This window comes from Polaribacter sp. Asnod6-C07, assembly GCF_045063625.1.
Lineage (GTDB): Bacteria > Bacteroidota > Bacteroidia > Flavobacteriales > Flavobacteriaceae > Polaribacter > Polaribacter vadi_A.
On the sequence record NZ_JBEFOF010000005.1, the window covers coordinates 72,221 to 98,492 of the forward strand.

Annotated in this window: 26 protein-coding genes; 10 read left to right on the top strand and 16 right to left on the bottom strand. The window is 29.9% G+C overall.

What is annotated here, in order from left to right:
- Positions 1 to 3 precede the first annotated feature (3 nt).
- On the bottom strand, positions 4 to 645 hold the full coding sequence (pyrE, locus tag ACJJVK_RS00425; protein ID WP_215995933.1) for an orotate phosphoribosyltransferase: 642 nt from the start codon (positions 643 to 645) through the stop codon (positions 4 to 6).
- A gap of 7 nt (positions 646 to 652) precedes the next feature.
- Between pyrE and ACJJVK_RS00430 the strand changes: the two genes are divergently transcribed.
- Entirely contained in the window at positions 653 to 1,249 is a 597-nt protein-coding gene (locus ACJJVK_RS00430) for an NUDIX hydrolase (RefSeq protein ID WP_405562190.1), read from the top strand.
- 48 nt (positions 1,250 to 1,297) lie between these two features.
- Entirely contained in the window at positions 1,298 to 2,959 is a 1,662-nt protein-coding gene (locus ACJJVK_RS00435; protein ID WP_405562191.1) for a SulP family inorganic anion transporter, read from the top strand.
- A gap of 57 nt (positions 2,960 to 3,016) precedes the next feature.
- Here ACJJVK_RS00435 and ACJJVK_RS00440 read toward each other — a convergent pair whose 3' ends face one another.
- Positions 3,017 to 3,211 carry a hypothetical protein gene (locus tag ACJJVK_RS00440; protein ID WP_405562192.1) on the bottom strand — a complete coding sequence of 65 codons (195 nt, stop codon included), beginning with the start codon at positions 3,209 to 3,211 and terminating at the stop codon, positions 3,017 to 3,019.
- 111 nt (positions 3,212 to 3,322) lie between these two features.
- Between ACJJVK_RS00440 and ACJJVK_RS00445 the strand changes: the two genes are divergently transcribed.
- On the top strand, positions 3,323 to 3,592 hold the full coding sequence (locus ACJJVK_RS00445; protein WP_405562193.1) for a helix-turn-helix domain-containing protein: 270 nt from the start codon (positions 3,323 to 3,325) through the stop codon (positions 3,590 to 3,592).
- On the top strand, positions 3,593 to 5,560 hold the full coding sequence (locus ACJJVK_RS00450; RefSeq protein WP_405562194.1) for a DUF2075 domain-containing protein: 1,968 nt from the start codon (positions 3,593 to 3,595) through the stop codon (positions 5,558 to 5,560).
- Positions 5,561 to 5,645: 85 nt separating this feature from the next.
- On the opposite strand, the gene ACJJVK_RS00455 is transcribed toward ACJJVK_RS00450, so the two are convergent.
- The 3 genes from ACJJVK_RS00455 to ACJJVK_RS00465 all read right to left on the bottom strand — a co-directional run bounded on the left by ACJJVK_RS00455 (position 5,646) and on the right by ACJJVK_RS00465 (position 9,246).
- The gene (locus ACJJVK_RS00455; RefSeq protein ID WP_405562195.1) at positions 5,646 to 6,035 is read right to left on the bottom strand and encodes a (deoxy)nucleoside triphosphate pyrophosphohydrolase; all 390 of its coding nucleotides are present in this window, start codon (positions 6,033 to 6,035) and stop codon (positions 5,646 to 5,648) included.
- 539 nt (positions 6,036 to 6,574) lie between these two features.
- A complete protein-coding gene (locus ACJJVK_RS00460) occupies positions 6,575 to 8,788 on the bottom strand; it encodes a molybdopterin cofactor-binding domain-containing protein (RefSeq protein ID WP_405562197.1) in 2,214 nt (737 codons plus the stop codon).
- Positions 8,788 to 9,246, bottom strand: coding sequence for a (2Fe-2S)-binding protein (locus ACJJVK_RS00465; RefSeq protein WP_405562199.1), 459 nt, complete (start codon positions 9,244 to 9,246; stop codon positions 8,788 to 8,790). The genes ACJJVK_RS00460 and ACJJVK_RS00465 overlap by 1 nt, the downstream gene beginning before the upstream one ends.
- Before the next feature lie 152 nt (positions 9,247 to 9,398).
- Here ACJJVK_RS00465 and ACJJVK_RS00470 point away from each other — a divergent pair, with 152 nt between their 5' ends.
- Positions 9,399 to 10,466, top strand: coding sequence for a T9SS type A sorting domain-containing protein (locus ACJJVK_RS00470; protein WP_405562201.1), 1,068 nt, complete (start codon positions 9,399 to 9,401; stop codon positions 10,464 to 10,466).
- Between the two features lies 1 nt (position 10,467).
- Here ACJJVK_RS00470 and ACJJVK_RS00475 read toward each other — a convergent pair whose 3' ends face one another.
- The 3 genes from ACJJVK_RS00475 to ACJJVK_RS00485 form a co-directional block, all read right to left on the bottom strand.
- Entirely contained in the window at positions 10,468 to 12,213 is a 1,746-nt protein-coding gene (locus tag ACJJVK_RS00475; protein WP_405562203.1) for a M14 family metallopeptidase, read from the bottom strand.
- A gap of 106 nt (positions 12,214 to 12,319) precedes the next feature.
- Entirely contained in the window at positions 12,320 to 12,775 is a 456-nt protein-coding gene (gene coaD / locus ACJJVK_RS00480; RefSeq protein WP_405562204.1) for a pantetheine-phosphate adenylyltransferase, read from the bottom strand.
- A 59-nt stretch (positions 12,776 to 12,834) separates the two neighbouring features.
- Entirely contained in the window at positions 12,835 to 13,809 is a 975-nt protein-coding gene (locus tag ACJJVK_RS00485; RefSeq protein ID WP_405562206.1) for a D-alanine--D-alanine ligase, read from the bottom strand.
- A gap of 93 nt (positions 13,810 to 13,902) precedes the next feature.
- On the opposite strand from ACJJVK_RS00485, the gene ACJJVK_RS00490 reads away from it, so the two are divergent.
- From ACJJVK_RS00490 to ACJJVK_RS00500, 3 genes are all read left to right on the top strand, one after another.
- On the top strand, positions 13,903 to 14,457 hold the full coding sequence (locus ACJJVK_RS00490; RefSeq protein ID WP_215995921.1) for a PASTA domain-containing protein: 555 nt from the start codon (positions 13,903 to 13,905) through the stop codon (positions 14,455 to 14,457).
- An 83-nt stretch (positions 14,458 to 14,540) separates the two neighbouring features.
- Positions 14,541 to 15,578, top strand: a complete 1,038-nt coding sequence (locus tag ACJJVK_RS00495; protein ID WP_215995920.1) for an RluA family pseudouridine synthase — start codon at positions 14,541 to 14,543, stop codon at positions 15,576 to 15,578.
- A gap of 40 nt (positions 15,579 to 15,618) precedes the next feature.
- Positions 15,619 to 16,575 carry a hypothetical protein gene (locus tag ACJJVK_RS00500; RefSeq protein ID WP_405562209.1) on the top strand — a complete coding sequence of 319 codons (957 nt, stop codon included), beginning with the start codon at positions 15,619 to 15,621 and terminating at the stop codon, positions 16,573 to 16,575.
- A 56-nt stretch (positions 16,576 to 16,631) separates the two neighbouring features.
- On the opposite strand, the gene ACJJVK_RS00505 is transcribed toward ACJJVK_RS00500, so the two are convergent.
- The 3 genes from ACJJVK_RS00505 to ACJJVK_RS00515 form a co-directional block, all read right to left on the bottom strand.
- The gene (locus ACJJVK_RS00505) at positions 16,632 to 16,889 is read right to left on the bottom strand and encodes a DUF6952 family protein (protein WP_215995918.1); all 258 of its coding nucleotides are present in this window, start codon (positions 16,887 to 16,889) and stop codon (positions 16,632 to 16,634) included.
- A 2-nt stretch (positions 16,890 to 16,891) separates the two neighbouring features.
- Positions 16,892 to 17,200, bottom strand: a complete 309-nt coding sequence (locus tag ACJJVK_RS00510; protein WP_215995917.1) for a co-chaperone YbbN — start codon at positions 17,198 to 17,200, stop codon at positions 16,892 to 16,894.
- Between the two features lie 82 nt (positions 17,201 to 17,282).
- Positions 17,283 to 17,924, bottom strand: coding sequence for a peroxiredoxin (locus ACJJVK_RS00515; RefSeq protein ID WP_215995916.1), 642 nt, complete (start codon positions 17,922 to 17,924; stop codon positions 17,283 to 17,285).
- A gap of 305 nt (positions 17,925 to 18,229) precedes the next feature.
- Here ACJJVK_RS00515 and katG point away from each other — a divergent pair, with 305 nt between their 5' ends.
- Positions 18,230 to 20,407 (top strand): catalase/peroxidase HPI, encoded by a 2,178-nt coding sequence (gene katG / locus ACJJVK_RS00520; protein WP_405562212.1) that lies wholly within the window; start codon positions 18,230 to 18,232, stop codon positions 20,405 to 20,407.
- Positions 20,408 to 20,470: 63 nt separating this feature from the next.
- Positions 20,471 to 20,971 carry an ankyrin repeat domain-containing protein gene (locus ACJJVK_RS00525; protein ID WP_405562214.1) on the top strand — a complete coding sequence of 167 codons (501 nt, stop codon included), beginning with the start codon at positions 20,471 to 20,473 and terminating at the stop codon, positions 20,969 to 20,971.
- Here ACJJVK_RS00525 and ACJJVK_RS00530 read toward each other — a convergent pair.
- The 5 genes from ACJJVK_RS00530 to ACJJVK_RS00550 are packed head-to-tail and all read right to left on the bottom strand — an operon-like array spanning position 20,949 to position 26,119.
- Positions 20,949 to 22,112 carry a sigma-54-dependent transcriptional regulator gene (locus ACJJVK_RS00530; protein ID WP_405562215.1) on the bottom strand — a complete coding sequence of 388 codons (1,164 nt, stop codon included), beginning with the start codon at positions 22,110 to 22,112 and terminating at the stop codon, positions 20,949 to 20,951. The genes ACJJVK_RS00525 and ACJJVK_RS00530 overlap by 23 nt on opposite strands.
- Entirely contained in the window at positions 22,113 to 22,985 is an 873-nt protein-coding gene (locus ACJJVK_RS00535) for a DUF6268 family outer membrane beta-barrel protein (protein WP_405562216.1), read from the bottom strand. It lies immediately after the preceding gene.
- 7 nt (positions 22,986 to 22,992) lie between these two features.
- Positions 22,993 to 23,859, bottom strand: a complete 867-nt coding sequence (locus ACJJVK_RS00540) for a mechanosensitive ion channel family protein (RefSeq protein WP_405562218.1) — start codon at positions 23,857 to 23,859, stop codon at positions 22,993 to 22,995.
- Complete coding sequence (locus ACJJVK_RS00545; protein ID WP_405562220.1) at positions 23,860 to 25,185, bottom strand: ABC transporter permease; 1,326 nt, start codon at positions 25,183 to 25,185, stop codon at positions 23,860 to 23,862.
- Positions 25,186 to 25,189: 4 nt separating this feature from the next.
- Positions 25,190 to 26,119 (bottom strand): ABC transporter ATP-binding protein, encoded by a 930-nt coding sequence (locus ACJJVK_RS00550; RefSeq protein WP_405562222.1) that lies wholly within the window; start codon positions 26,117 to 26,119, stop codon positions 25,190 to 25,192.
- Positions 26,120 to 26,272 lie beyond the last annotated feature (153 nt).

Sequence of the window (26,272 nt, forward strand, 5' to 3'; positions counted from 1 at the left end):
CTTTTAAATATTCCATTCACTAGGGTTGGCACGCCATTTCTGTAGTGTTAACCATTCTTTTTCAGAGATGTAACTACTATCTAAAGCTTGTTCTAACAAGTTTTCGTAATTACTTAACGTTTTTAAGTTTACGTTTTTTTCTTCGAAATTTTTTGTAGCCACATCAAATCCGTAAGAAAAAATAGCAACCATACCTTTTACAACAGCTCCTGCTTCTTTTAAAGCAGCAACAGCATTTAAGCTACTATTACCTGTACTTATTAAATCTTCTATAACCACTACATTTTGACCACTTTCTAAATGCCCTTCAATTTGGTTTTTTCTACCATGTTTTTTAGGTTCGGGTCTTACATAAATAAAAGGAACACCCAATTCTTGAGCCACTAATACACCAATAGCTATTGCACCTGTTGCAACACCAGCAATAACATCTGGCTTACCATATTCTAATTCAGCAATTTTAGCAATTTCTTCTTTTAAGAAAACACGTACTGAAGGATAAGATAAAGTGATTCTATTATCACAATAAATTGGAGATTTCCATCCTGAAGCCCAATTAAAAGGCTCTGTTGGACTCAACTTTATTGCTTTTATTTGCAACAAAAGTTCAGCCGTTTTTTTTGCAGTATCTTTGTTTAAAATCATATCGCAAATGTATAAAGTTTTTGTAAATGATACCCCTATTATTATAACTCAATCATCAAAAATTGAAAGTATTTTTCCTGTTTTTGCATTTAACGATATTACTTTTGATGAAATTCTTAGAAGATTAAACGAGAAACTAATAAAAGGAATTATACTCTACTCTATTGATTTAGAGAAAGATTGGAAAACCTTTAAACAAAACCTAAGAGTTATTTCTGCTGCAGGTGGTTTGGTTTTAAATGATAAAAAAGAAGCGCTATTTATTTACAGAAATAAAGTTTGGGATTTACCTAAAGGATGGGTTGAAAAAGACGAATCTCTTGAAAACGCTGCTATTAGAGAGGTTGAAGAAGAATGTGGAATTTTTAATCTTACTATCACAAAAAAATTAATTACAACTTATCATATTTATCATCAAAATGGTTACATTTTAAAAGAAACTTATTGGTATTTAATGCACTCAAATTATAATGCACCTTTAATTCCGCAATTGGAAGAAGGAATTACTGAGGTTTCGTTTAAAAAAACGGATGAAATTGAAGATATTTTAAAAAATACTTACGCGAACATTAAAATAGTGTATGCTACTTATAAAGCGCAGTAGTTTTCTAAAAAACATACTATATTTGCGGACTTAAACAGGCCGATTTTCATGACAAATTTTATCAAAAAGATTACACCTAATGCTAAAAATGACGTTTTAGCTGGAATTACAGTTTCTTTAGCTATGATTCCAGAAGTGGTTGCTTTTGCTTTTGTGGCACAGATAGACCCATTAATGGCACTTTCTGGTGCATTTATTATCGGAATAATTACAGCTATTTTTGGAGGTAGACCAGGATTAATTTCTGGTGCTGCTGGTGCTGTAGCAGTAATTTTTGTACACATGATTTCTGAAGGCCATACCAAAGGAATGTTATTAGATCAGCCAGTAGAAAATATGGGCTTTTTCTATTTAATGGCTTGTGTTATTCTAATGGGAATCATTCAAATTTTTGCAGGTGTTTTTAAATTAGGAAAATTTGTTCGTTTAATTCCGCATTCTGTAATGATGGGGTTTGTAAACGGTTTATCTATCGTTATTTTTATTGCACAGGTAAAAATGTTTTCTCATAAATCATTATCTGTATCTGCAGAAGGCGTTAACCAATATAAAAGTACTTTTATGCAAGGTACTGAGCTGTATACCATGATTGGTTTGGTTTTATTAACCATGGCCATTATTTGGTTGCTACCAAAAATCACTAAAAAATTACCTGCAGCATTAACCGCAATTTTAGTTACTACTTTAATAGTTATCGGTTTTAATATAGATACAACAACTGTAGGTTCTTATATTATAGAAGGTGGTGGAACAGGTTTAAAAGGCGAATTCCCAACTCCGAATTTAGCTTTATGGCAAAATTTACCTTTTAATTTAGATACTTTACAATTTATTGCATTGCCTGCTTTTTTAGCGGCTTCTGTAGGTTTAATAGAAACTTTAATGACCATGAATTTGGTTGATGAATTGACAGAAACAAGAGGAAATGGAAATAAAGAATGTATTGCACAAGGTTCTGGAAATATTATTTCTGGTTTGTTTGGTGGTACAGGAGGTTGTGGAATGATAGGACAAACTGTAATTAATATTAATGCTGGTGGTAGAGGACGTTTGTCTGGTATAATGATGGCAATAACCTTGTTAACTTTTATTCTTTTTGCTGATAAATACATAGAAATGGTGCCTATTGCAGCTTTAGTAGGTGTTATGTTTATGATGGTGATAGAAACTTTTGCTTGGTCAAGTTTTAGAATTTTAAAGAAAATACCAAAATCGGATGCTTTTGTTTTAATTTTAGTATCTGCTGTTACTGTTTTTGTAGACTTGGCTGTGGCTGTTTTTTTAGGTGTTATCGTTTCTGCTTTAGCTTTTGCTTGGGAAAATGCCAAGAAGATTAGAGCTAGAAAACGTTTTAGAGAAGATGGCACAAAAGTTTATGAAATTTGGGGACCTTTATTTTTTGGTAGTATTGCTGCTTTTAACGAAAAGTTTGATATAAAAAATGATCCTGAAAGTGTGGTTATCGATTTTGTTGAAGCTCGTATTTCTGATCATTCTGCCATAGAAGCTATTTTTGCCTTAGTTCAAAAATACCAAGCTGCTGATAAAAAAATTGTATTAAAACATTTAAGCGAAGATTGTAAAGTTTTACTATATAAAGCTAGTCCAATTTTTACGGATATTATTGTAGAAGATATTGATGATCCTAGATACCACTTGGCTGCAAATCCTGAGAAATTCCCTAAACCTTTAGGGGAGTATAAGTTTTAGGTATAGTAATACAATAATAAAAAAAAGCTCAACTTTTAAAAGTTGAGCTTTTTTTTATTATTGTATTTTAACTACTCTATACCTCATAATATGTTCGCAATTCTCACAGGTTATAAAACTATTATTGTTAACAATATTGTTTTTTACATCTATTTCAATATCGCAACTTGGACAATTAATATATTCTATAAAATTTAGTTTAATTGGCGGATCTAAAACAGATTTAATCTCAATTGTTGAATACGTTTTCATTAAAATATGTTTAATTAAATTTAATTAAAAATTTCTTTTTTTTAGACAAAAGTACAAAAATGATACTAATTGTATGTTGACTATTGCATACAATAAGTATAGTTTCGAATAATGATAAATAAATTTCTTCTAAAAGAATTTGGTTTAAAAATTCGAAATTTAAGAACTCAAGAAAATTTGAGTCAAGAACAACTTTCTTTCAGAACAGGTTTTCATCGCACATATATAGACATGATTGAAAGAGGAGAGAGAAACATATCGCTTACAAATATTACTGTATTTGCAAAAGCTTTTAAAATGGATGTCTCTGAATTGTTGAATTTTAAAATTCAGAACCCCAAATTAAGTTATCATGATTATCAACTAAAATCTGATAATTAAATGAGAAGAGCTTATTATAATAATTCAATTAAAGATTTCTTACTTGAAGATTCAAATAAAATTTTAGGTCAATTAAGTTTAAACCATTCTAATCGTTCTCTTGAAGATTTACAAAAAAATGCTTGGGTTAAACAAATACAGATTCTTAAAAGTGAATTAATAGGAGTTGATGGAATAATTTACTTTGAATTTACAATTCCCAGAATGGGAAAAAAAGTTGATAATATAATTATTGTTAATGATTGTGTATTTGTTGTGGAATTTAAAGTTGGAGATGATTCTTATGGGAAGCATGCAGAAATACAAGTAATAGATTATTGCTTAGATTTAAGAAATTTCCATGAAGGTAGTCACTTAGTTAAACTTGTACCTGTTTTAGTGGCAACCAATGCACAATCATGTTCTTTTAATATTGAAGAAGTGATTGAGTTAAACAAAGTTGCTAAATGTAATAAAGAAGGAATTAGTGATGTAATAAAAAAATTTACTCCTTTTTCAAAAAATAAGATTGATGCTAATCTTTGGGAAAACTCTATATATAAGCCAACTCCATCAATAATAGAATCAACGCAAGCTCTATATAAAGGACATAAAGTTGAAGAGATATCAAGAAATGATGCAGGAACTATAAATCTTTCAAAAACATCGAGTTACATAAGTAAAGTCATAGATAATTCAAAATTAAATAAAAAGAAATCTATTTGTTTTATTACAGGTGTTCCTGGTGCAGGTAAAACATTAGCAGGTTTAACTATTGCTAATGAAAGAATGAATGCAGATAAAGATGAGCATGCCGTTTTTCTTTCAGGAAATGGTCCTTTAGTTGATGTTTTAAGAGAAGCTTTAACAAGAGATACTGTTAAAAATTCTAAAGAAAAAGGGGAAAGTATTACAAAGGAATCAGCCAAAAGAAGAACTAGTGCTTTTATCCAAAACATTCATCATTTTAGAGATGAATATTTAAAGCATAAAATAGAACCTACTGAAAAAGTAGTTGTTTTTGATGAAGCTCAAAGGGCTTGGACTAAAAAACAAGTAAGTTCCTTTATGAAAAGAAAAAAAGGAATTGATGATTTTGAAATGTCTGAACCTGAGTTTCTGATTGATGTGATGAATCGTCATAAAGATTGGTGTACAATTGTATGTCTTATAGGTGGAGGACAAGAAATAAATACTGGAGAAGCAGGTTTAGAAGAGTGGATTAATGCTTTTCAAGTCAATTTTAATGATTGGAAGATTCATTATTCTAATTCAATTGTTGACAGTTCAAATTATATAAAAAAAGAATCACAAAAAAAATGGCTTTTAAAAAACGCCATTTCAGAAAAGGATTTGCATTTATCAGTTTCTGTTCGTTCTTTTAGGTCAGAAAAGGTATCAGATTTTATTTATCAACTTTTGGAATTAAATATTGTTAAAACTAAAGCTCTTTTTTCTCAAATTAAAGATGATTTTCCTATTTACTTAACAAGAGATATTGAATCAGCTAAAAGTTGGCTGCGAAAAGTTAGAAAAGGATCTGAGAGAACAGGGCTGATAGCATCATCAGGAGCTAGAAGATTAAAAGCATTAGGTTTAAATGTGAAAAATGAAATTTCAGCTCCTAATTGGTTTTTGAATTCAGAAGATGATATAAGGTCCTCTTTTTTTTTAGAAGATATAGCAACTGAATTTGATATTCAAGGATTGGAGATTGATTATACTTGTTTGATTTGGGGAGCAAACTTCCATTTAAATAATGGTGTCTGGAAATATCAAAGTTTTAAAGGTAGTAAGTGGATGAATATAAATCAGGAAATAAGTAAAGATTATCTCAAAAATACTTACAGAGTGCTATTAACACGAGCAAGACAAGGTATGGTGATTTTTATTCCTGATGGCTCTACATTAGACCAAACAAGACCAAAAACTTTTTACGATGAAACTTATAATTATTTAAAAGAGATTGGTATAACAGAAATACCCTAAAAAAAAAACCTTGTCATTCTAAATTAAGTCTAGACAACTAAATAGAAAATATGATTTTTCTCTAATTACAACTTCATCATTTCTATTAAATTGCTAAAAATTCTTTCAAAATAGGTACATCTGATTCAGCCCAATCTAGGTTAATTAATTCTTTTTTATGAGCTAAAACAAAATCTGAATGCTCTTTTAAGATTAGTTCTCCTGAAATATAATCAGTTAAAAAAGGAATCAATTTAATTTTAAAATCTGGATACTCATAAGCTACAGGAGTTAGCCTTTTTTTAATTTCAATTTTAATATTTAATTCTTCAAATATTTCTCTTTTAATGCATTCAATATCTGTTTCTCCTTTTTCTATTTTTCCACCTGCAAATTCCCATTTTAAAGGTATTTTCATTGTATCACTTCTTTGTACAGCTAGAATTTTATCATTAAATTGAATGATTGCACAAGTAACTTTAATTCTTTTTTCCATAACACAAAAAGCTGAAGAAATTGCTTTTAAACGAATTTACAAATAATTTATAGTTTAAAATAATACTCTCATTCTAAAATTAATGAAATTTTTAATGTATTAAAATTCTAGAAATACCAATAACTAACTATTGTAGCTAAAGTCAACAACTTTATAATATTGCTCCTTATACTTTAATACATTTGTTACCTAATATTTTTCTATAACTTTTGTTACTTTTTTATCCTTAGTAAGTTATTTTTTTAACACTATACTAGTATATTCTAAAAAGTAAAGTGTATAATTTTAAAAAAATTGTAGTATTATTTGACTAAAGGCAATCTTGTAGATTTGGATAAAGTAGACAAATTTAAAAACGGGATTTCAGTGCACAGCATAAGAAGATTATAAACACCTATCGCCCAATAAAAGCATTAAAAAATAACACATTAATTATTAACCTTCAATAAAGATGAAACGTAAATTAAAAGGAGGCATTACAACTTATAAAGAAGGTAGTAAAAGTAAGGATTGATTTTTTTCTTATTGAGAAAAACAAATTAAACCAGTCCAGCATCAATTAAAGGCAAACTTCTTACACGTTTACCTGTAGCATTGAAAATAGCATTGCAAATTGCTGGGGCTATAACTGGAACTCCAGGTTCTCCTACTCCAGTTGGTTTTTCGTTCATTTTATCCATAATATGAATATGGATATTTGGTGCATCTTTCATTCTTGTCATTTGATAATCGAAAAAATTATTTTGCTCAACAGCACCTTCTGTTGTAGAAATTTTTCCATACAAAGCCAAAGACATTCCAAAAAAGACAGAACCTTCTAGCTGATTTTTAACATTGTCTTTGTTTAAAACCAAACCACAATCTATGGTGGTCCAAGTATTTTTGACTTTAACTTTATCATCTATAACAGTAACCTCAACAATAGTAGCTACATAACTGTAAAAACTGTATTGAATTGCAACTCCCAATCCATGATTTTCGGGCAAAGTTCTGCCCCAATTTGCCATTTGAGATGATTTTATTAAAACATCTTTCATGCGTTTTGAATTGTAAGGATGTTCTGATTTTCCTTGAATAACCCTATCTTTCCCTATTAAATCTAAATGAAACTGAACAGGATCTACATTTGCAGCATTTGCTAGCTCGTCTACAAAAGAGTTATTCCCAAAACCACTGTGAATATTAATTACAGAGCGCATCCAACCAATTCTTACATGTGCTTCTGCTTTCGCATTTTCTAATCTAAAGTTTGTTAAATTATAAGGGTTATTGGTAAAACCTTGGTTTAATTCTGAACCAGTTGCATAATCTGACAATGGTTTAAAAATTGATGCAATAGAAGGCATAGCCAATCTTTGCAACCAACCAGAAACATTTCCGTTTTTATCTAAACTTCCTTTTAAATATTGCGCACTTGTAGAATGATAAAAACCGTGTTTGATGTCATCTTCACGTGTCCAAACTACTTGTATTGGTGTACCCATTTCTTTGGATAAAGTAACTGCTTCTACAACAAAATCTGACTTTGATTTTCGTCCAAAGCCACCTCCTAACATAGTTACATTTACAGTAATATTCTCTAAAGGAATCTCAAAAAAATGTGCTAATTCTGCTCTTGCCGTTTGCGGATCTTGTACAGGCGCCCAAACTTCAATTTTATTTTCTTGAAACCAAGCTGTTGCATTGGGTACTTCCATAGGTGCATGTGCCAAAAAAGGAACGTGATACGTAGATTCTACAATTTTATCTGCTTCCTCAAAAACAGTAAAAACATCGCCTTTTTTACCTGGCACTAATTTTGCTTTTTGATGCACTCTTTGGGTTAAGCGTTTTTTATATTCATCAGAATTAAAAGAATGATTCTCTCCATAATTCCACTCAATATCTAATTCTAATTTTCCCTGAAAAGCAGACCAAGTATTATTAGCAATTACAGCAACACCACCTAAAGCTCCAAAAAATTGACCAATTGGAGGATCCATTTTGTTTAATTTAACCACTTTTTCTACACCAGCAACTTTTTCTGCATCAGCACTGTCAAAACTTCTTACAGTTCCGTAAGTTACAGGACATCTTGCAATGGCTGCAAATTTTAAATTCGGAATTCTAAAATCGATTCCATAAGTTGCAGTTCCGTGTGTGAAATCTTTTAAATCGACACTTTTTAAATCTTTACCTATATATTTAAAATCTTCTACTTTTTTTAGTTTGATGTTTTCATCAGCAGGAATTGCAACTTTAGCAGCTTCATCAACCAAATCTCCAAAGAAAATTTTATCACCAGAATTGGTATTTATGATATAGTGATTCTCTGCTTTACAAATAGATTCAGCTACATTCCATTTTTTTGCTGCTGCAGTAATTAACATCATTTTAGAAGCTGCACCCATTTTACGCATAGGTTCTAAAATAGTTCGTACACTTCTAGAACCATCCGTATTTTGATTACCATATTTGGCATTTCCTGTGGCTTGTTTTACAGTAATAAATTGCCAATCTGCTTCTAATTCATCTGCAATAGCAGAAGCCAAAGAAGTTTTAATGCCTTGCCCCATTTCTGAACGAGAAGCAATTAAAGTAATGTTGCCATCTTTTTGAATTTGTACAAATAAGTTGGGTGTAAACGTTCCATCCACTTTTGGTAAAAATTCTTTTTTGTTTGATGACACATTGCAACCTAAAATAATCCCTGTAGATGCTAAACCAAATAATTTCACAAAATCTCTACGATTTATTTGTTGTATTTTACTCATCAATTTTGGTTTTTAAGTGCTACAGCTTTGTGTATTGCTTTTCTAATTCTTGAATAAGTTCCACATCTGCAAATATTAGCACTCATAGCATCATCTATATCTTTATCTGTAGGATTTTCAATTTCATCTAACAAAGAAGTGGCTGCAATTAATTGCCCTGACTGACAATAACCACATTGTGGCACGTTACCTTTAAACCAAGCTTCTCTTAAATATTCTAAATTTTGTGTTGTCCCTTCAATAGTTAAAATCTCTTTACCTACTCCATAAGAAACTGGCATACTACAAGATTTTGTGAGTCTACCATCAATTAAAATAGAACAAGCACCACATTGTGCAACTCCACAACCAAATTTTGTACCTGTCAAACCAACAATATCTCTTATTGCCCACAAAAGTGGCATATCATCCTGCACATCAATCTCATAAGATTTATTATTAATTGAAAGTTTTGTCATATTTTATGTTTATTGTTTTACAAGGTACATAAATTTTAAAAATGATAATTTTATGACGTTAATTTAATAAATCTCGTAATTTTTATATAACACAAAAATTCTTTCTATATTTGGATAGCCAAAATTGGTTAACCAATTCTATCACAATCAAAATGAAACATTTATACCTTCTTTTTTTATTTGTATTTTGCTTTTCTTCTCCAACTTTTTCTCAAGTAACTTTAACTGCAGATGGTTCAGGAAATACTTATGAATTGATAAATTCTGTTTTAGCACCTAATTATGATGTAGTTGAAGTGCCAGATTGCAAACACACCACTTTTGGCAGACATATAGATGAACTTTTTGATGCTGACTTAAACAAAAACGTTTTTCGATTTTTTGCACATGCTAATGAAGATGATGATCGTTGTAAAAACGACGATAGACAACGAACTGAAATTAAATCTTATGACAAAAGTCCTGAAAATTTAAAAGCGATTGAAGGCGAAAAAGTTGTTTACAAATGGAAAATGAAAATTGATGCAAATTTTCAAGCATCACCTAATTTTACACACTTGCATCAATTAAAATCTGTGGGTGGCGATTTTTCTTCTATACCAATGTATACGTTAACTGCAAGAAAAGGGACACCAGATCAATTAGAATTAAGACAAACGAGCACTGATGATCAAGAAACATTAAAAAAAGTAGATTTATCTTTAATAAAAGGACACTGGGTTGAGTTTACAGAAAGAATTGAATTTGGCACAAACAGTTATTATTCCATAGAAATTAAAAGAGTTGACAACCAAACTATTGTTTTTGAATACGAAAACAACTCTATTGATAATTGGCAAAATGGTGCTGAATTTGTACGCCCAAAATGGGGTATTTATAGAAGTTTAAACAACGTGCAAGATTTAAGAGATGAAGCTGTTTTATTTGCCGATTTTAGTATTGAAGAAGTAAATACTTTGTCTGTAAACGATTTAAAAACCAACAATCAAATTATTAAAATATTTCCTAATCCTGTTGTAAATGAAATTCAGATTATTAATTATTTTCCTGAAGATTACAGTCAGATTTACATTTATAATGTACTTGGTAAATTAATTGATATCAAACAAAAAAACAGCTCTAACACGCATAATATTTCTCATTTAAAAAGCGGAACTTATTTTTTAATCTTTAAAAATGATGAAAAAATCATCAGCAGAAACACTGTAGTTATTCAATAAATTAAAAAACTTTAAAAACGGGTAAACGTAAATGCGCTTTTTCGTAATATGGTGAATTTTTATGAATAAAATCTAACTGCATTCTTGGATTCTTAGCAAAATCTGAATCATTGCTTAATTTATCTTCAAACTCTTTTTTAAGTGATGGATTTTCTGCTAATAATTGTTCAGCAACATCTTCGAACACATAGGCAGAATACCCTTCTTTTTGTTGTAAAATAGTATCGAAAAAGTTCCAGTTAAAAAAGGAATCTGTAGCTTCTGCTTCTAAGGTTTCTAATAAATAACGAACTCCATTTTGATTGGTATCAATATAAATATCACCTTTTAAAAATTTAATACTTTCTTTAGATGCAGAAATTGTAGTGTTATAATGCAGATAGTGTCCTTCATAAGGCGATGTTCTACTTTTATAATCTTTAATATGATTTACCTCAACTTTAATTATGGTATCATTATTAAAACGTGTAAACTCAATATTGTTATTCTTTAATCGATCAACAACATTATGCCAACCTTGAGGCAAAATATACGCTTTCGGAATTTCGATTGTTTTGGTAACTTTAAACTCATCAAAATACTTAGTTTCTTTTACAAAAGGTTTTGATTTATCATAAAACAATCGTTTTCCATTGGTAACTTTACTATCTATAATTTCACCTTCATAACCTTTAAAATTTAAAGTTCTATACTTTTCTCTATCCACTTTAAATTGTATAGGATATATTTTTTTAGCTAAAATTTCTGATGTAGCTTTGGCACGTAATTCTTTAATATCTACTGAATTATTTTCAGCAAAATCAAAAGCAGAAAGCATTAACTCATACGTTTGCTCTACTCTAATTTTATAAGGTTTTAGCATATGCGTTTCTACCATTAAACCTAAAGTATTAAACATGGTTGTGTAACCTGTAGAATATCTTGGTGAATCGAAAAATTGCGAAAATCCAGTTTCTGGAGTTGTGCCCCAAACATTTACATAAGGTGTAATATTAATGCCTTTATTAACCAAAGATGTTTCTAAATCAGGTCGCATTTTATTTTGTAAAAAGTTACCTAAACTGCCACCTAATTTGTTATGTTGCGTAAATAAATGTGTAATTGCATATTGATAATCTGCTCCATTACTTACGTGATTATCTATAAAAACATCAGGATTTACAGTGTGAAATATCTCTGCAAAAGCTGCCGCATTTTTTGTGTCTTGTTTTACAAAGTCTCTATTTAAATCGTAATTTCTGGCATTACCTCTAAAACCATATTCTAAAGGCCCATTTTGATTAGCTCTTGTGTGCGAATTTCTATTTAAAGAACCACCAACATTATATACAGGTATTACACAAATAATTGAATTTTGATACTTTTTCTGTAAAGAATCATTTTTCACAATGTCTCTTAACAACATCATAGAAGCGTCAATTCCATCAGATTCACCTGGGTGAATTCCGTTATTGATTAGAATTCGATTTTTTGGTGAGTTTTTTATTTCATCAACATTATAAATGCCTGATTTGTCATACACCACCAAATGCAAAGGTTCCCCTGAATCTGTTTGCCCAAAAGAAAACAAAGAAATTTCATCATATACTTCTGCCAAATCTGTGTAATACGAAATTACCTCTTTGTATTCTGGAGTTTCTGTACCTTTTGAAGTTTCAAAAAGTGTAGTGAAATCTATATTTTCTTTGGATGAATCATCACAAGAAAAAATTAAAATTGAGATAAGAAGTACGATTATTTTTTTCATTTTATATTAAATTAAAATGTCGACAATAAAATCAACATTAATGTATGAGATTTCTCCACAAGGTCGAAATGACAAAACAAAGTGGAAAGCATATTTGTTTTGATTTTTATTTTACTCTAACAGCCTCTGGCACTAAACCTGTGTAATCTCCATCGTTTCTAATTACATCTCTTACAATTGATGAAGAAATATAACTTTTACCAGAAGATGTTAATAAGAAAACCGTTTCAATTTCTGATAATTTTCTGTTGGTATGTGCTATGGCTTTTTCAAACTCAAAATCCCCAGGATTTCTTAAACCTCTTAGAATAAAATTTGCATTTTGTTCTCTACAAAAATTTACAGTTAAACCTTGGTAGGTTACAACCTTTATTTTGGGTTCGTGTTTAAAGGTTTCTTCGATAAACTTTTTACGTTCTACTAAAGAAAACATATATTTTTTATCTGCATTAATACCAATGGCGATAATTAATTCATCGAAAACGGTTACCCCTCTTTCAATAATATCTACGTGACCCAATGTTAGTGGATCAAATGATCCTGGAAAAATTGCTTTTTTCATCTTTATTCTTTTGATTGTCATAAATTCACATTTTTTTATCAGTGAATTTGTAACAGAAATTATCTTAATGTCATTTCAATGGAATTGTCAAACAGTTCTTTTAAAGAAATTCCAGCAGCTTTGGCTTGTTGTGGCAAAATGCTTTCTTCTGTCATTCCTGGCACTGTATTCATTTCTAAAAAATGAGGTTCTCCATCAACAAAAATATATTCAGATCTAGAAAAACCACTCATATTTAAGGCCTTGTATACTTTTTTCGCAACCACTTCTACCCTACTTTTTTCTTTTGATGAAATTCTGGCAGGTGTTATTTCTTGAGATTTACCTTCGTATTTGGCTTCATAATCAAAGAAATCATTTTCTGATACAATTTCTGTAATTGGCAATACTTTTATTTCGTTTTTATACTCAATAACTCCAACTGAAACTTCTGTTCCGTTTAAAAAAGACTCAATTAAAATGGAATTGTCTTCTTTATACGCAACATCAATTCCTTTTAAAATTTCTTCTTTATTATAAGCTTTAGAAATTCCGTAACTAGAACCAGCATTATTTGGTTTTATAAAACAAGGTAAACCAACTTTTTCAATAATTGCATCAGTATCTATAACATCACCTTTATTTAAATATACAGAAATTGCAGTTTTAATCCCATATTCTTTTACAACACTTAAACAATCTCTTTTATTAAAAGTTAATGCCATTTGATAAAAAGGAGCAGAAGTATGAGGTATATTTAGCAGTTCTAAATAACCCAATAGCATTCCGTTTTCACCTGGTGCACCATGAATTGCGTTAAAAACACAACTAAATGTTATAGTTTCATTCGCTAAAACAAAAGAAAAATCGTTTTTATTGATTTTATATTCCTTATCATTATCATCTAAAGCAACCCATTTATCCTTTAGAATATGCACTCTAAATGCGTTGTATTTTTCTTTATCTAAATGTTTGTAAACCACATTTCCACTCACTAAAGAAATGTTAACTTCGGATGAATATCCACCCATTATTATGGCAATATTTTTTTTCATCAAATTGTATTAATTATAACAAATTTATCAAAATATAAATAGAAACTGCAACGTTTAGTTTTTATATCTTTGTGCATCTATCAAAAAACATTTATGAGTATTTTTAAATTTCTGAAAAGCAAATCGTTTTTATTGCAAATTGTAATTGCAATTGTTGGTTTTTTTATATTATTTTTTGTCTTAAAGTTTTGGTTAAACATAACCACAAATCACGACCAAAAAATACAAGTTCCTAATCTTCATAAAATTACTTTAGATGAAGCCGAACGAAAATTAAAAGAATTAAATTTAGATTTTAAAGTGATAGACAGCGCAAGCTACAACCCAACTTATCCTAAAAAATCTGTGATAGAACAAAGCCCTGAAGCTGGAGATTTTGTTAAAGAAAAACGTAAAATATACCTTACTTTAAATCCGTCTAAATTTAGAGATATTACCATTCCAGATTTAAATGGACGCACCAAAAGACAAGCTGAATCTGAATTAACAGCAATTGGTTTTATTGTAGGTACAGATTATACTTATGTTAGAGACATTGGTTTAGATGTAGTTAGAGGTTTACGCCACAAAGGAAAAATCTTAAACCCTAATGATAAATTGCCTAAAAACTCTATTATTGAGTTGGTTTTGGGTGATGGTGAGAGATAGAATTCAGTTAGCAGTTAGTTAGCAAAAATAAAATTCATTAAACTTTACAACTTTGTTTCTTAGAAACTTAGTAACTAGAAAATATGCAAGAAAATAATTCTCAAGACATAGAAAATGATGATTTATACGAACATCATAGATTTACAGCCACTGCTGGTCAAGAGCCATTAAGAGTTGATAAGTTTTTGATGAATTTCATTGAAAACGCAACAAGAAACAAAGTACAACAAGCTGCAAAAGCAGGTAATGTTTTAGTGAATGATGTTGCTGTAAAATCGAACCATAAAGTAAAACCACTTGATGTAGTAAGAGTTGTTTTGGCATATCCACCAGCAGAAAACTTATTGGTTGCAGAAGATATTCCTTTAGATATTGTTTACGAAGATGATACTGTTATTGTGGTTAACAAACCAGCAGGAATGGTTGTGCATCCAGGTCATGGAAATTATTCTGGAACTTTAGTAAATGGATTAATTCATCATATTGAAAATTTACCAACAAATTCTAACGAAAGACCAGGTTTGGTACATAGAATAGACAAAGATACTAGTGGTTTATTAGTTGTTGCTAAAACCGAATTTGCAATGGCACATTTATCGAAACAATTTTTTGATAGAACTACAGAACGCTTATACTACGCTTTGGTTTGGGGAAATATAGAAGATGATGAAGGTAGAATTGAAGGCAATATTGGGCGTAGTTTAAAAAACCGTTTGCAAATGGCTGTTTTTCCTGATGGTGATTTTGGAAAACATGCAGTTACTCATTTTAAAGTTTTAGAGCGTTTAACGTACGTTACTTTAGTACAATGTAAGTTAGAAACTGGTAGAACTCATCAAATTAGAGCGCATTTTAAACATATAGGCCATACTCTTTTTAATGATGAAAGATATGGAGGAAATGACATTTTAAAAGGAACAACTTTTACCAAATACAAGCAATTTGTACACAACTGTTTTAAAGTTTTACCAAGACAAGCTTTACACGCAAAAACATTAGGATTTACACACCCAATTACTGGTGAATTTATGCAGTTCAATTCAGAAGTACCTAAAGATATTACAGACTGTTTAGAAAAATGGAGAACATATTCTGAGAATTCTAAGGATGTTGAATTGTAACTCCTATAAATCATTATAAAAAACCCTAAAAAAATTGAAAATGAAAAAAATATTACTATTTGCTTTTATACTTCTTTGTCAAAATTTATCCTTTTCTCAAACAGATAGCACTACTGTTTCTTTTGTAGCTTATTGGTCTTTAGGTGATATGTATGAATATAAAGTGTCTAAAATTCAACAACAAACTAAAGAAGGCAAATTAGTTAAAGATAGAAAAAGTGAATATACTGCACTTTTTGAAGTGATCGATTCTACCGAAACTTCTTATACGATTAGCTGGAAATATGAGAATGATTTGGGCAATAATTATAACATTCCTGAAGAACTTTTAGAAAAATTTGAAAAATATGAATTTACAGAAGTAAAGTATAAAACCTCTGAAACTGGCGAGTTTTTAGAAATTTTAAACTGGCAAGAAGTCAGTACTTTGTTAAGTGCCATGATTGATGATGTTGTTATTGTTTTAGGTGCAGAAGATAAAGAGATGGAGAAGGTTTTAGAAAAATCTATGAAACCAATCAAAGCCATGTATGCTACTCAACAAGGTATTGAAAAACTGGTTATTAAGGAATTACAATATTTTCATTTTCCTATGGGATATGAATTTAACACTAATGAAACATTAACTTATGTAGATCAATTACCAAATATGTTTGGTGGAAATCCTATAAAAGCAGATGCAAAAGTGTTTTTTGATTCTGTTGATGTAGATGATGATTTTTGTGTATTTAAACAAGAATTAGATTTAGACCCTAAAGATTCTTTAGAATTACTAAAATTGGTATTTAAAAAATTAGGTATTACTGATGAAAAGTTTGAAGAAGCTTTAAAAACATCAAAATTTGAAATAAAAGACAGAAATACTTACGAATATTATTACTACCCTGGTTTACCTCATAGAATAGAAACCGAAAGAACATCATTAATAGATATTAATAATGAAAAAGGTACAAGAGTAGATAAAACTATTATTGAACTACAATATCAAGAAGAATAAAACACAAAAAAACCTCAAGCTTCCACTTGAGGTTTTTTACTATTATTTTGCAATACTTATTTATCTATAGAGCCTAAAACTCTTTTCATAAAAGTATTTAAAGCTTCTTTTTTTGGTGTGCCAGTCTTTACCATTTTATCTACTTCTATAGCACCATACATGTTAGAAATTAACTCACCAATAACATCTAATTCTTCGTCTTTTAAAGAAGGAACTTCTGTTAATGCTTCAAGTGTTTCTATAGTTTCTAAAACATAATCTTGATCGTTTTCTTCGATAAAATTAGTTAAGTGTTTTATTACAGGTAATTTCATAACTACACAACTTCGTTTACTAAATCTTTTAATACATCAAACTTATTGGTTTGGGTTTGATTTACAATTTTACCATCTACAAAAGTTGCAAAAGTTGGTAAATTACTTACATCTGCTAACTTTCTGCTTTCTGGATAAGCTTCTGCATCTGCAATAACAAAAGCTACGCTTTCGTTTTCTGAAGCCAATTTTTTAAATTTTGGTTTCATTATCCTACAATTTCCACACCAAGTTGCAGAATATTGTACTACTACTTTTTGATTATCAGCAACAATTTCTGATAAATTATCTTGACTTAATTCTTGTAACATAATTCTGTTTTTTTATATTTAAAAAATGAGTTTGTGCTATTATCCCCCAACACTAACACAAACTCATTTAAAAAAAATCTATTTAATGAGAAGCTAAATATTCTGCAGTTCCTTTTGCATTAGGAGACATAGCATCTTTACCTTCTTCCCAGTTTGCAGGACAAACTTCACCTTTTTCTTGAACATGAGTTAAAGCATCTACTAAACGTAAATATTCACCAACATTTCTACCTAAAGGCATGTTATTGATACTTTCATGTTGTACAACACCTTCTTCATCAATAATATATGTAGCTCTGTAAGTTACGTTATCACCTTCTACTTGTACAGTTTGTGTAGCTTCATCAAAAGTTTCGTTTGTAATATCTAAAATTCCTAAAATTGAAGATAAGTTTCTGTTAGAATCTGCTAATAATGGATAAGTAACACCTTCTATACCTCCATTATCCTTAGATTGACTCAACCAAGCAAAATGTACTTCAGGAGTATCACAAGAAGCACCAATTACTATTGTGTTTCTTTTTTCGAATTCACCTAAAGCAGCTTGAAAAGCATGTAATTCTGTAGGACATACAAATGTAAAATCTTTTGGGTACCAGAATAAAACAACTTTTTTGTTATTATTAACTGCTTCTTCTAATACATTTACTTTAAATGTATCACCCATTTCATTCATTGCGTCTACATTTAAATCTGGAAATTTTTTACCAACTGCTGTTGCCATTTTTTTTAAATTTTATTTTATTAATAATTTGTTCTTATTTCTTTTACAAAGATACTAATACAAGCAAACTATTTTAAAAATATTAATGGGATGTTCTTATGTTTTAATAAATTTTATTTATACCAAATTACACTTAAGATAAATTAACTTTATTTAAAATTTACTATTTTTAGAAATGCTACAATTCATTATCAATAATTAATATCTATATTAAAATAAAAACAATAGATTTTAATTATTTATAAAATAGTCGTAGGTTTGCCTCATCAATAAAAATAAAACTAAAATTTAAAAATATATTTATAATGGAAAATTTAAAACACGGTTCTGGAGATATCACTAAATGTCCTTTTCACGGAGGCAATACTTCAGCTGAAAAAGATAATAAAGAATGGTGGCCAAATGCATTAAATCTAGACATTCTACATCAGCATGACACTAAAGTAAATCCTTTAGGTGAAGAATTTAATTATCATGAAGAATTAAAGAAACTTGATGTTGCTGCTTTAAAAGAAGATGTTACAAAACTTATGACAGATAGCCAAGATTGGTGGCCAGCAGATTGGGGTCATTATGGAGGTTTAATGATAAGATTAGCTTGGCACTCTGCAGGTTCTTATAGACTTTCTGATGGACGTGGAGGAGGTGGAACAGGAAATATTCGTTTTGCACCTTTAAATTCTTGGCCAGATAATGCAAGCTTAGACAAAGCAAGACGTTTACTTTGGCCTATCAAGAAAAAATATGGTAACAAATTAAGCTGGGCAGATTTAATTGTTTTATCTGGTACAATTGCTTACGAATCTATGGGTTTAAAAACTTTTGGTTTTTCTTTTGGTAGAAATGATGTTTGGCAACCAGAAAAAGACACGTATTGGGGTGCAGAAAAAGAATGGTTAGCACCAAGTGATGAACGTTATGAAGATGTAGAAGAAGCAAGCTCAATGGAAAACCCTTTAGCTGCTGTACAAATGGGACTAATTTACGTTAATCCAGAAGGTGTAAATGGCAAATCTGACCCTGCTAAAACAGCTTTTCATATTCGTGAAACTTTTGCAAGAATGGCTATGAATGATGAAGAAACAGCTGCTTTAACTGCTGGTGGACATACTGTAGGTAAAGCTCATGGAAATGGAGATGCAAGTAAATTAGGTCCTGAACCAGAAGCTGGGCCATTAGAAAACCAAGGTTTTGGTTGGGAAAATTCTAACGGAACTGGTATAGGGAGAGATACTTTTACAAGTGGAATTGAAGGTGCATGGACAACAGAACCTACAAAATGGGATAATGGTTATTTTGATCTTTTATTTGGTTATGAATGGGAACTTGTTAAAAGTCCAGCAGGTGCAACTCAATGGGCACCAATTAATATAAAAGAAGAAGATAAACCTGTTGACGTAGAAGATCCATCAATAAGATTAAACCCAATGATGACAGATGCAGATATGGCAATGAAAGTTGACCCAATTTATCGTGAAATCTGTGAGAGATTTAGTAAAGATCATGATTATTTTACAGAAACTTTTGCAAGAGCTTGGTTTAAATTAACTCACAGAGATATGGGACCAAAAGCAAGATATTTTGGACCAGACACACCTACAGAAGATTTAATTTGGCAAGATCCTATTCCTGTAGGTAATGCTAATTATGATGTAAATCTAGTAAAAGAAAAAATTGCAAATACAGATTTAAGTATTTCTGAATTAGTAAGTACAGCTTGGGATAGCGCAAGAACTTACAGAGGCTCTGATATGCGTGGAGGAGCAAATGGAGCTCGTATTCGTTTAACACCACAAAAAGATTGGGCTGGTAACGAACCAGAAAGATTACAAAAAGTATTATCTGTTTTAGAACCAATTGCAGCAGAATTCAACATCAGTATTGCAGATACTATTGTTTTAGCTGGTAATGTTGGTGTAGAAAAAGCTGCAAATAATGCTGGCTTTGATATAACTGTTCCTTTTTCTTCAGGACGTGGAGATGCTACTGATGAAATGACTGATGTAGATTCTTTTGATGTTCTTGAGCCTGTTGCTGATGGATTTAGAAATTGGTTAAAACAAGATTACATTGTTAGCCCAGAAGAAATGTTATTAGATAAAACTCAATTATTAGGCTTAACTGCTGTAGAAATGACAGTTTTAATTGGTGGTATGCGTGTAATTGGAACAAATTACGGAGATACTAAATATGGAGTTTTTACTGATAATGTTGGCTCTTTAACCAATGATTTCTTTGTAAACTTAACAGATATGGCAAATACGTGGCATCCTGTTGCTGGTACTTTATACGAAATTAGAGATCGTAAAACAGAAACTTTTAAATGGTCTGCAACTAGCGTAGATTTAGTTTTCGGGTCTAACTCTATATTACGCTCTTATGCAGAAGTATATGCACAAGATGATAGCAAAGAAAAATTTGTAAACGATTTTGTAAAAACTTGGACAAAGGTGATGAACGCAGATCGTTTTGACATCAAATAAATAATAAACTACATAAAGGATAAACTCTTTAAATAGAGTTTATCCTTTTTAAAAAATAAAAATATGAATACTTTAAATGCTTTTTTTGGAGCAATCCAAAATGTAAATATTAACTTAATTGAAACACTTTTAAAAAGGTTTCCAAGCTTAGCAAACTCTAAAGATCAAAGAGGATTCAGTCCCTTAGTTTTTGCCACTTATTTTGATAAAAAAGAAATTGCAGAAACTTTAATAAAACACAATGCCAATGTAAATCATAGAGATGCAAAAGGTAACACTGCTTTATTAGGTGTAGCTTTTAAGGGTAATGTAGAAATTGCTGAACTTTTATTAAATAATGGCGCTAAAATAAATATTCAAAATAAATTAGGCTATTCTGCTTTAATTTTTGCAACCTTATACAATCAACCAAAAATGGTAGAATTTTTAATAAAGCAAAATGCAGATTCATCACTAAAAGATTTAGAAAACAAATCTGCATTAGATTATGCAAAAGAAAAGAATTTTAAAGAAATAATTACACTCTTAGAAACTAAAGAAGTTACTTACTTGCAAACAATTTAATATCGTTTGCAGAAACTTCTTTTTCTCCTAAAATAATTAAACGCTCTACTACGTTACGTAATTCTCGTATATTACCTGTCCAATCATATTTTTGTAATAGCTGAATTGCATCCAAAGAAAAAGATTTTTTAGGTGTACCTTGTTCATTAGATATTTTTTCTGTAAAAAAGTCAACTAATAAAGGTATATCTTCTCTTCTATCATTTAACGCAGGTACTTGAATTAAAATAACTGCTAATCTATGGTATAAATCTTCTCTAAATCTACCTTCTGCAATTTCTACTTTTAAGTTTTTGTTAGTTGCTGCAACAACTCTTACATTTACTTTAATGTCTTTATCAGAACCTACTCTAGAGATTCTATTTTCTTGTAAAGCACGTAAAACTTTTGCTTGTGCAGATAGGCTCATATCACCAATTTCATCTAAAAAAATCGTTCCTCCATTTGCAGCTTCAAATTTACCTGCCCTATCTTTATTTGCTCCTGTAAATGAACCTTTTACATGACCAAACAACTCACTCTCAATTAATTCTGATGGAATTGCAGCACAGTTCACCTCAATCATAGAAGCTTTAGAACGATTTGATTTTTCATGTAACCAATGTGCAACCAACTCTTTACCTGTTCCATTTGGCCCTGTAATTAATACTCTTGCGTCTGTTGCTGCTACTTTTTCTATGATTTCTTTAATGTGAGTAATTTCACTACTCTCACCAATCATTTCATAATTTTTACTTACTTTTTTCTTAAGCCTCTTGTTTTCTACAACTAGAACTTTTCTATCTAAAGCATTTCTAACCGTATTTAAAAGTCTGTTTAAATCTGGTGGTTTAGAAATATAATCAAAAGCGCCTAAACGCATTGTATTTACTGCTGTATCTAAATCTCCATGGCCAGAAATCATAACAATTGGCACTTCTGGTTTAATCTTTTTTGCTTTCTCTAAAACCTCAACACCATCCATTTTTGGCATTTTAATATCGCATAAAACCAAATCATAATCGTTATTTTTTATCATTTCTATACCCAACAAACCATCTTCTGCTTGCTCTACATTGTAATCATCATTTTCTTCGGATATTATTTTTGATAAAACTCTTCTAATTGCTGCTTCGTCTTCTATGATTAGTATTTTTGCCATCTATATCTTAAATTTTATTCCTGTTCTTAAATATTGAGCATTCACATTATCTAATGTAAATACATTTTCTCTGTCTTTGTCTCTTAAAACGTTATTCATTCTTAACGTATAACCACAATAAGCATACAATACCAAATGCTTACTAAGTAAATACTCATAACCCAAACCAGAAATTACGACAGATAAAGATATGTGATCTACTTCTTTATCTAAAATTGTTGCTGGTCTTTGTAAATGAGCAAAATAACCATCTATACCAACAAAAGCTTGCAAGTCATTTTTATCATTTAAGCTATATTTTATATTCGATTTTGGCACACCTGCATTAAAAGACCAAGACTCATTAATTTGTCTAAAATAACTAACAAAAGGTAAAGGAAAAGGTATACCAGTTGTTGTGTTATAGGTTAAACCTAAAATTAACCTATATGGCTTTTTTAATTTTGTGGCTTTTGTTCTATCTTTTACAAAAAACATACCACCATTTAAAAATAAGTCATCACCAGTAATTTTTTCTGTTAAAGTAGATGCTAATCTTGGTGTTAGTTTAAAGCCTGCCCTCCATTTATCATTAATTTTATATGTATAACCTAAATTAATATCTAATATGGTTAAGGTTTCTAAAAGTGATTTATCAAAAGGATAATTATCATTAAGGTTCAAAAAAATATTATTATACTCAGCACCTATAAAAATATATTTATCATTTTTTAACTCTATGGGATAGTTAAATAAAGCTCTAATTCTTGTATACTCGTCATCTGATTTTTTTTTAGGTATAAAAGAATATTCTAGCCTTGCTAAATCTGTTAATTGAGCATTCAAAAAACCGATAGAACTTAAGAAGATTAATAAGGTTATTCTTTTTATCACAATTATATTATTTTTCGGTAAACAAATGTACATCTCTTTGTGGAAAAGGGATTGTTATGTTATTTTGTTTAAAAGCTTTATCAATTTCGAAACGAATATTACTTTGAGTAAAACGTACTTCAAAACTATTATTTAACGTAAAAACTACCTTAAAATTGAGTGAACTGTCTGCAAAATCTGTAAATAATACTACAGGTGCAGGATTTTTTAATACAGTTGGCTGATTTTTAGCAATTTCTAATAATATTTTTTTTACTTTTTCTACATCTGTACCGTAAGCAACTCCTACACTAACAGACTCTCTTGTTTCTGTTCCATTCTCTGTCCAATTAAATAAAATATTGGTTAAATATAAATGGTTAGGTATCACTAAAACTTTATTGTCTACAGTTACAGCTCTAGTGGTTCTTAATCTAATATCTAAAACTCGACCAATTTTTCCTTCTAATTCTATAATATCGCCAACGTGAACAGTTTTATCAACCAAAATAAAAATACCAGAAATTATATCTTGAAAAAGGGTTTGCAATGCCAAACCCACACCAATTAATAAAGCTGCAGAAGCCGCAAATACTGCTGTAACATCTACCCCAGAAGTATTCATTGCAATTAAAAAAATAACCAAAAACACAAACCACCTTACATAACCAAAAACTGTTGCAAATTTTTGTTTATCATTAGCAGGCATTTTTCTGGTGATAAACCTTCTTATCAGTTTTAACACATAAGAAGTTACCAATAATGCAACCACAACAAAGATTAACCCTCTTACTGTAATTCCTATTTCTTGACTAAAAACAAATTTATAATCTAAAATAGAAGTGGTTTCTTCTACAATGGTTTCTTTAACTTTATCAATAGTATCTTGCAACATTTATCCTTTATATTTTAACCACTTATATAAGTCTTTGTAGGTAGGTTTTTTACCATACATTAAAATACCAACTCTATAAATTTTGGCAGCTAACCAAACCATAAATACAAATGTAATGATTAACAGACACATAGAAATTGCCAATTCTACCCAAGAAACTCCAAAAGGAACTCGCATTAACATTACAATTGGGCTAGTTAATGGAATGTAAGAAAAAGCAACCGAAATTGGTCCATGAGGATCGTTAATTACAGTTGCAAAACCAACATAAACACCTAAAATTAAAGGCAACATTATTGGCAACATAAATTGTTGTGTATCTGTTTCATTATCTACAGCTGCACCAACAGCAGCAAATAAAGAACTATATAACATATAACCACCTAAAAAATAAAAGATAAATAAAATAAACATTTTTAAAATTGGTAATCTTAAAATCTCTTGAATTACCAATTGCATTTTATCTCCACCAGCAGCTTTTTGTACAGCTTCTAATTGGTCTGCAGGAATTCTAGAAGTTTGCATTTCTGCCACATCAACCCCAAAAACAGAAGATGCTATAGTTATTATAATAAACAATAAAATTCCCCAGATAAAAAATTGTAACAAACCTGCAGAGGCATTACCAATAATTTTACCCAACATTAACTGAAAAGGTTTTACTGATGATACAATAACTTCTATAATTCTACTGGTTTTTTCTTCGATTACGCTACGCATTACAGAAGTTCCGTAAATCATTACAAACATCATTAAAAAATAACCAGCTATTACACCTACTCCAATTTTTAATCCGTTTATTAATTTTGATGATTCTTCACCAGAAAAATTATACATTTTAATATCAGACTGAATTCTAGATGCATTAATTTTTGCAATATCAATTCCGAAATTATTTAGTTTTTCGTTTCTGATTTTAGATTCAATTTTACTTTCTAAAGCACCCATTACAGACATTCCTGGTGAATCTTTTGAGTAAAATTCTATTGATTTTGCCAAAAGCTCTAAACTATCTTGTTTAGGTATTATTAAAGCTCCATAATGATTACCAGCTTCTACTTTCTTTTTGGTTTCCTCAACTCCTAAAGCCGTAAAATCTTGATAGTGCAACGTTTTGGTATTTTTAAAATCTTCTTTAGAAAACAAACCTGATTGATCTACATAAACGATTTCTTTAACCTTTTCGTCATTTTTTTTCATCAAAAAATAAACTAAAGCCCCCATACCTACCATAATTAGCGGACTTAAAAAAGTCATCACTATAAACGATTTATTACGTGCTTTTGCAATAAACTCTCTCTTTATAATTAGTGTTAATTTGCTCATTTTCTTAACTGTTTTTATTTATTGCCTGAATAAAAATATCGTTTGCACTTGGTATTAATTCTACAAAATGTTGTACTTCTCCTCTAGTTGTTAAAAATGATAACAAATCGTTTGCAGAATTTGTATCTCCTAATTTCACATTCATTGTCATTTCTTCTCCAAGCAATTTAAAATCCGCAGGAAAAACTTCGAAACTCTCTTTTAATTGCGCTTTAACTTCATTCGGATTTGCTGTATTTAAGCCCACTTGAAAAGTATTTGTTCTAAACTCGCGTTTAATATCAGCCAACTTACCATCTAATATTTTGTTTGATTTATTAATTAATGCAATTTCATCACACATTTCTTCAACAGATTCCATTCTGTGGGTAGAAAAAATAATTGTTGCACCTTCATCTCGCAATTGTAAAATTTCTTTAGCAATTAATTGTGCATTTATAGGATCGAATCCAGAGAAAGGTTCATCAAAAATTAATAATTTAGGATTATGCATTACAGTAACTATAAATTGTACTTTTTGTGCCATTCCTTTTGATAGTTCTTCAATTTTTTTACCCCACCAAGCAGAAATATCAAACTTATCAAACCAATATTTTAATCGTTTTTTAGCTTCAGTTTTAGACAAACCTTTTAATTGAGCTAAATACAAAGCTTGTTCACCAACTTTCATCGATTTATATAAGCCACGTTCTTCTGGTAAATAACCAATATCTGCAGTATGTTTTGGTGACAAAGGCTCACCATCTAATAAAATAGAGCCAGCATCTGCCATTGTAATTTGATTAATAATTCTTATTAATGAGGTTTTACCTGCTCCATTTGGGCCTAGTAAACCATAAACACTACCTTTTGGTATATGGATAGAAACATCATTTAATGCTCTAAAATCTCCATAATTTTTTACAACATTATTTATTTCTAGTAAGTTATTCATAAATTAGAGTCGATTTTTTAAAGTTGATTAATCACAAATTTAGGTATTTTTTACAGCTATTAGTATCTAAACAAGAGATTTGTTACAGATAAATAAATTGTTAATTTTATTATGCACGCATAACTTTTTTAAAATTTACTATGCACGCATAAT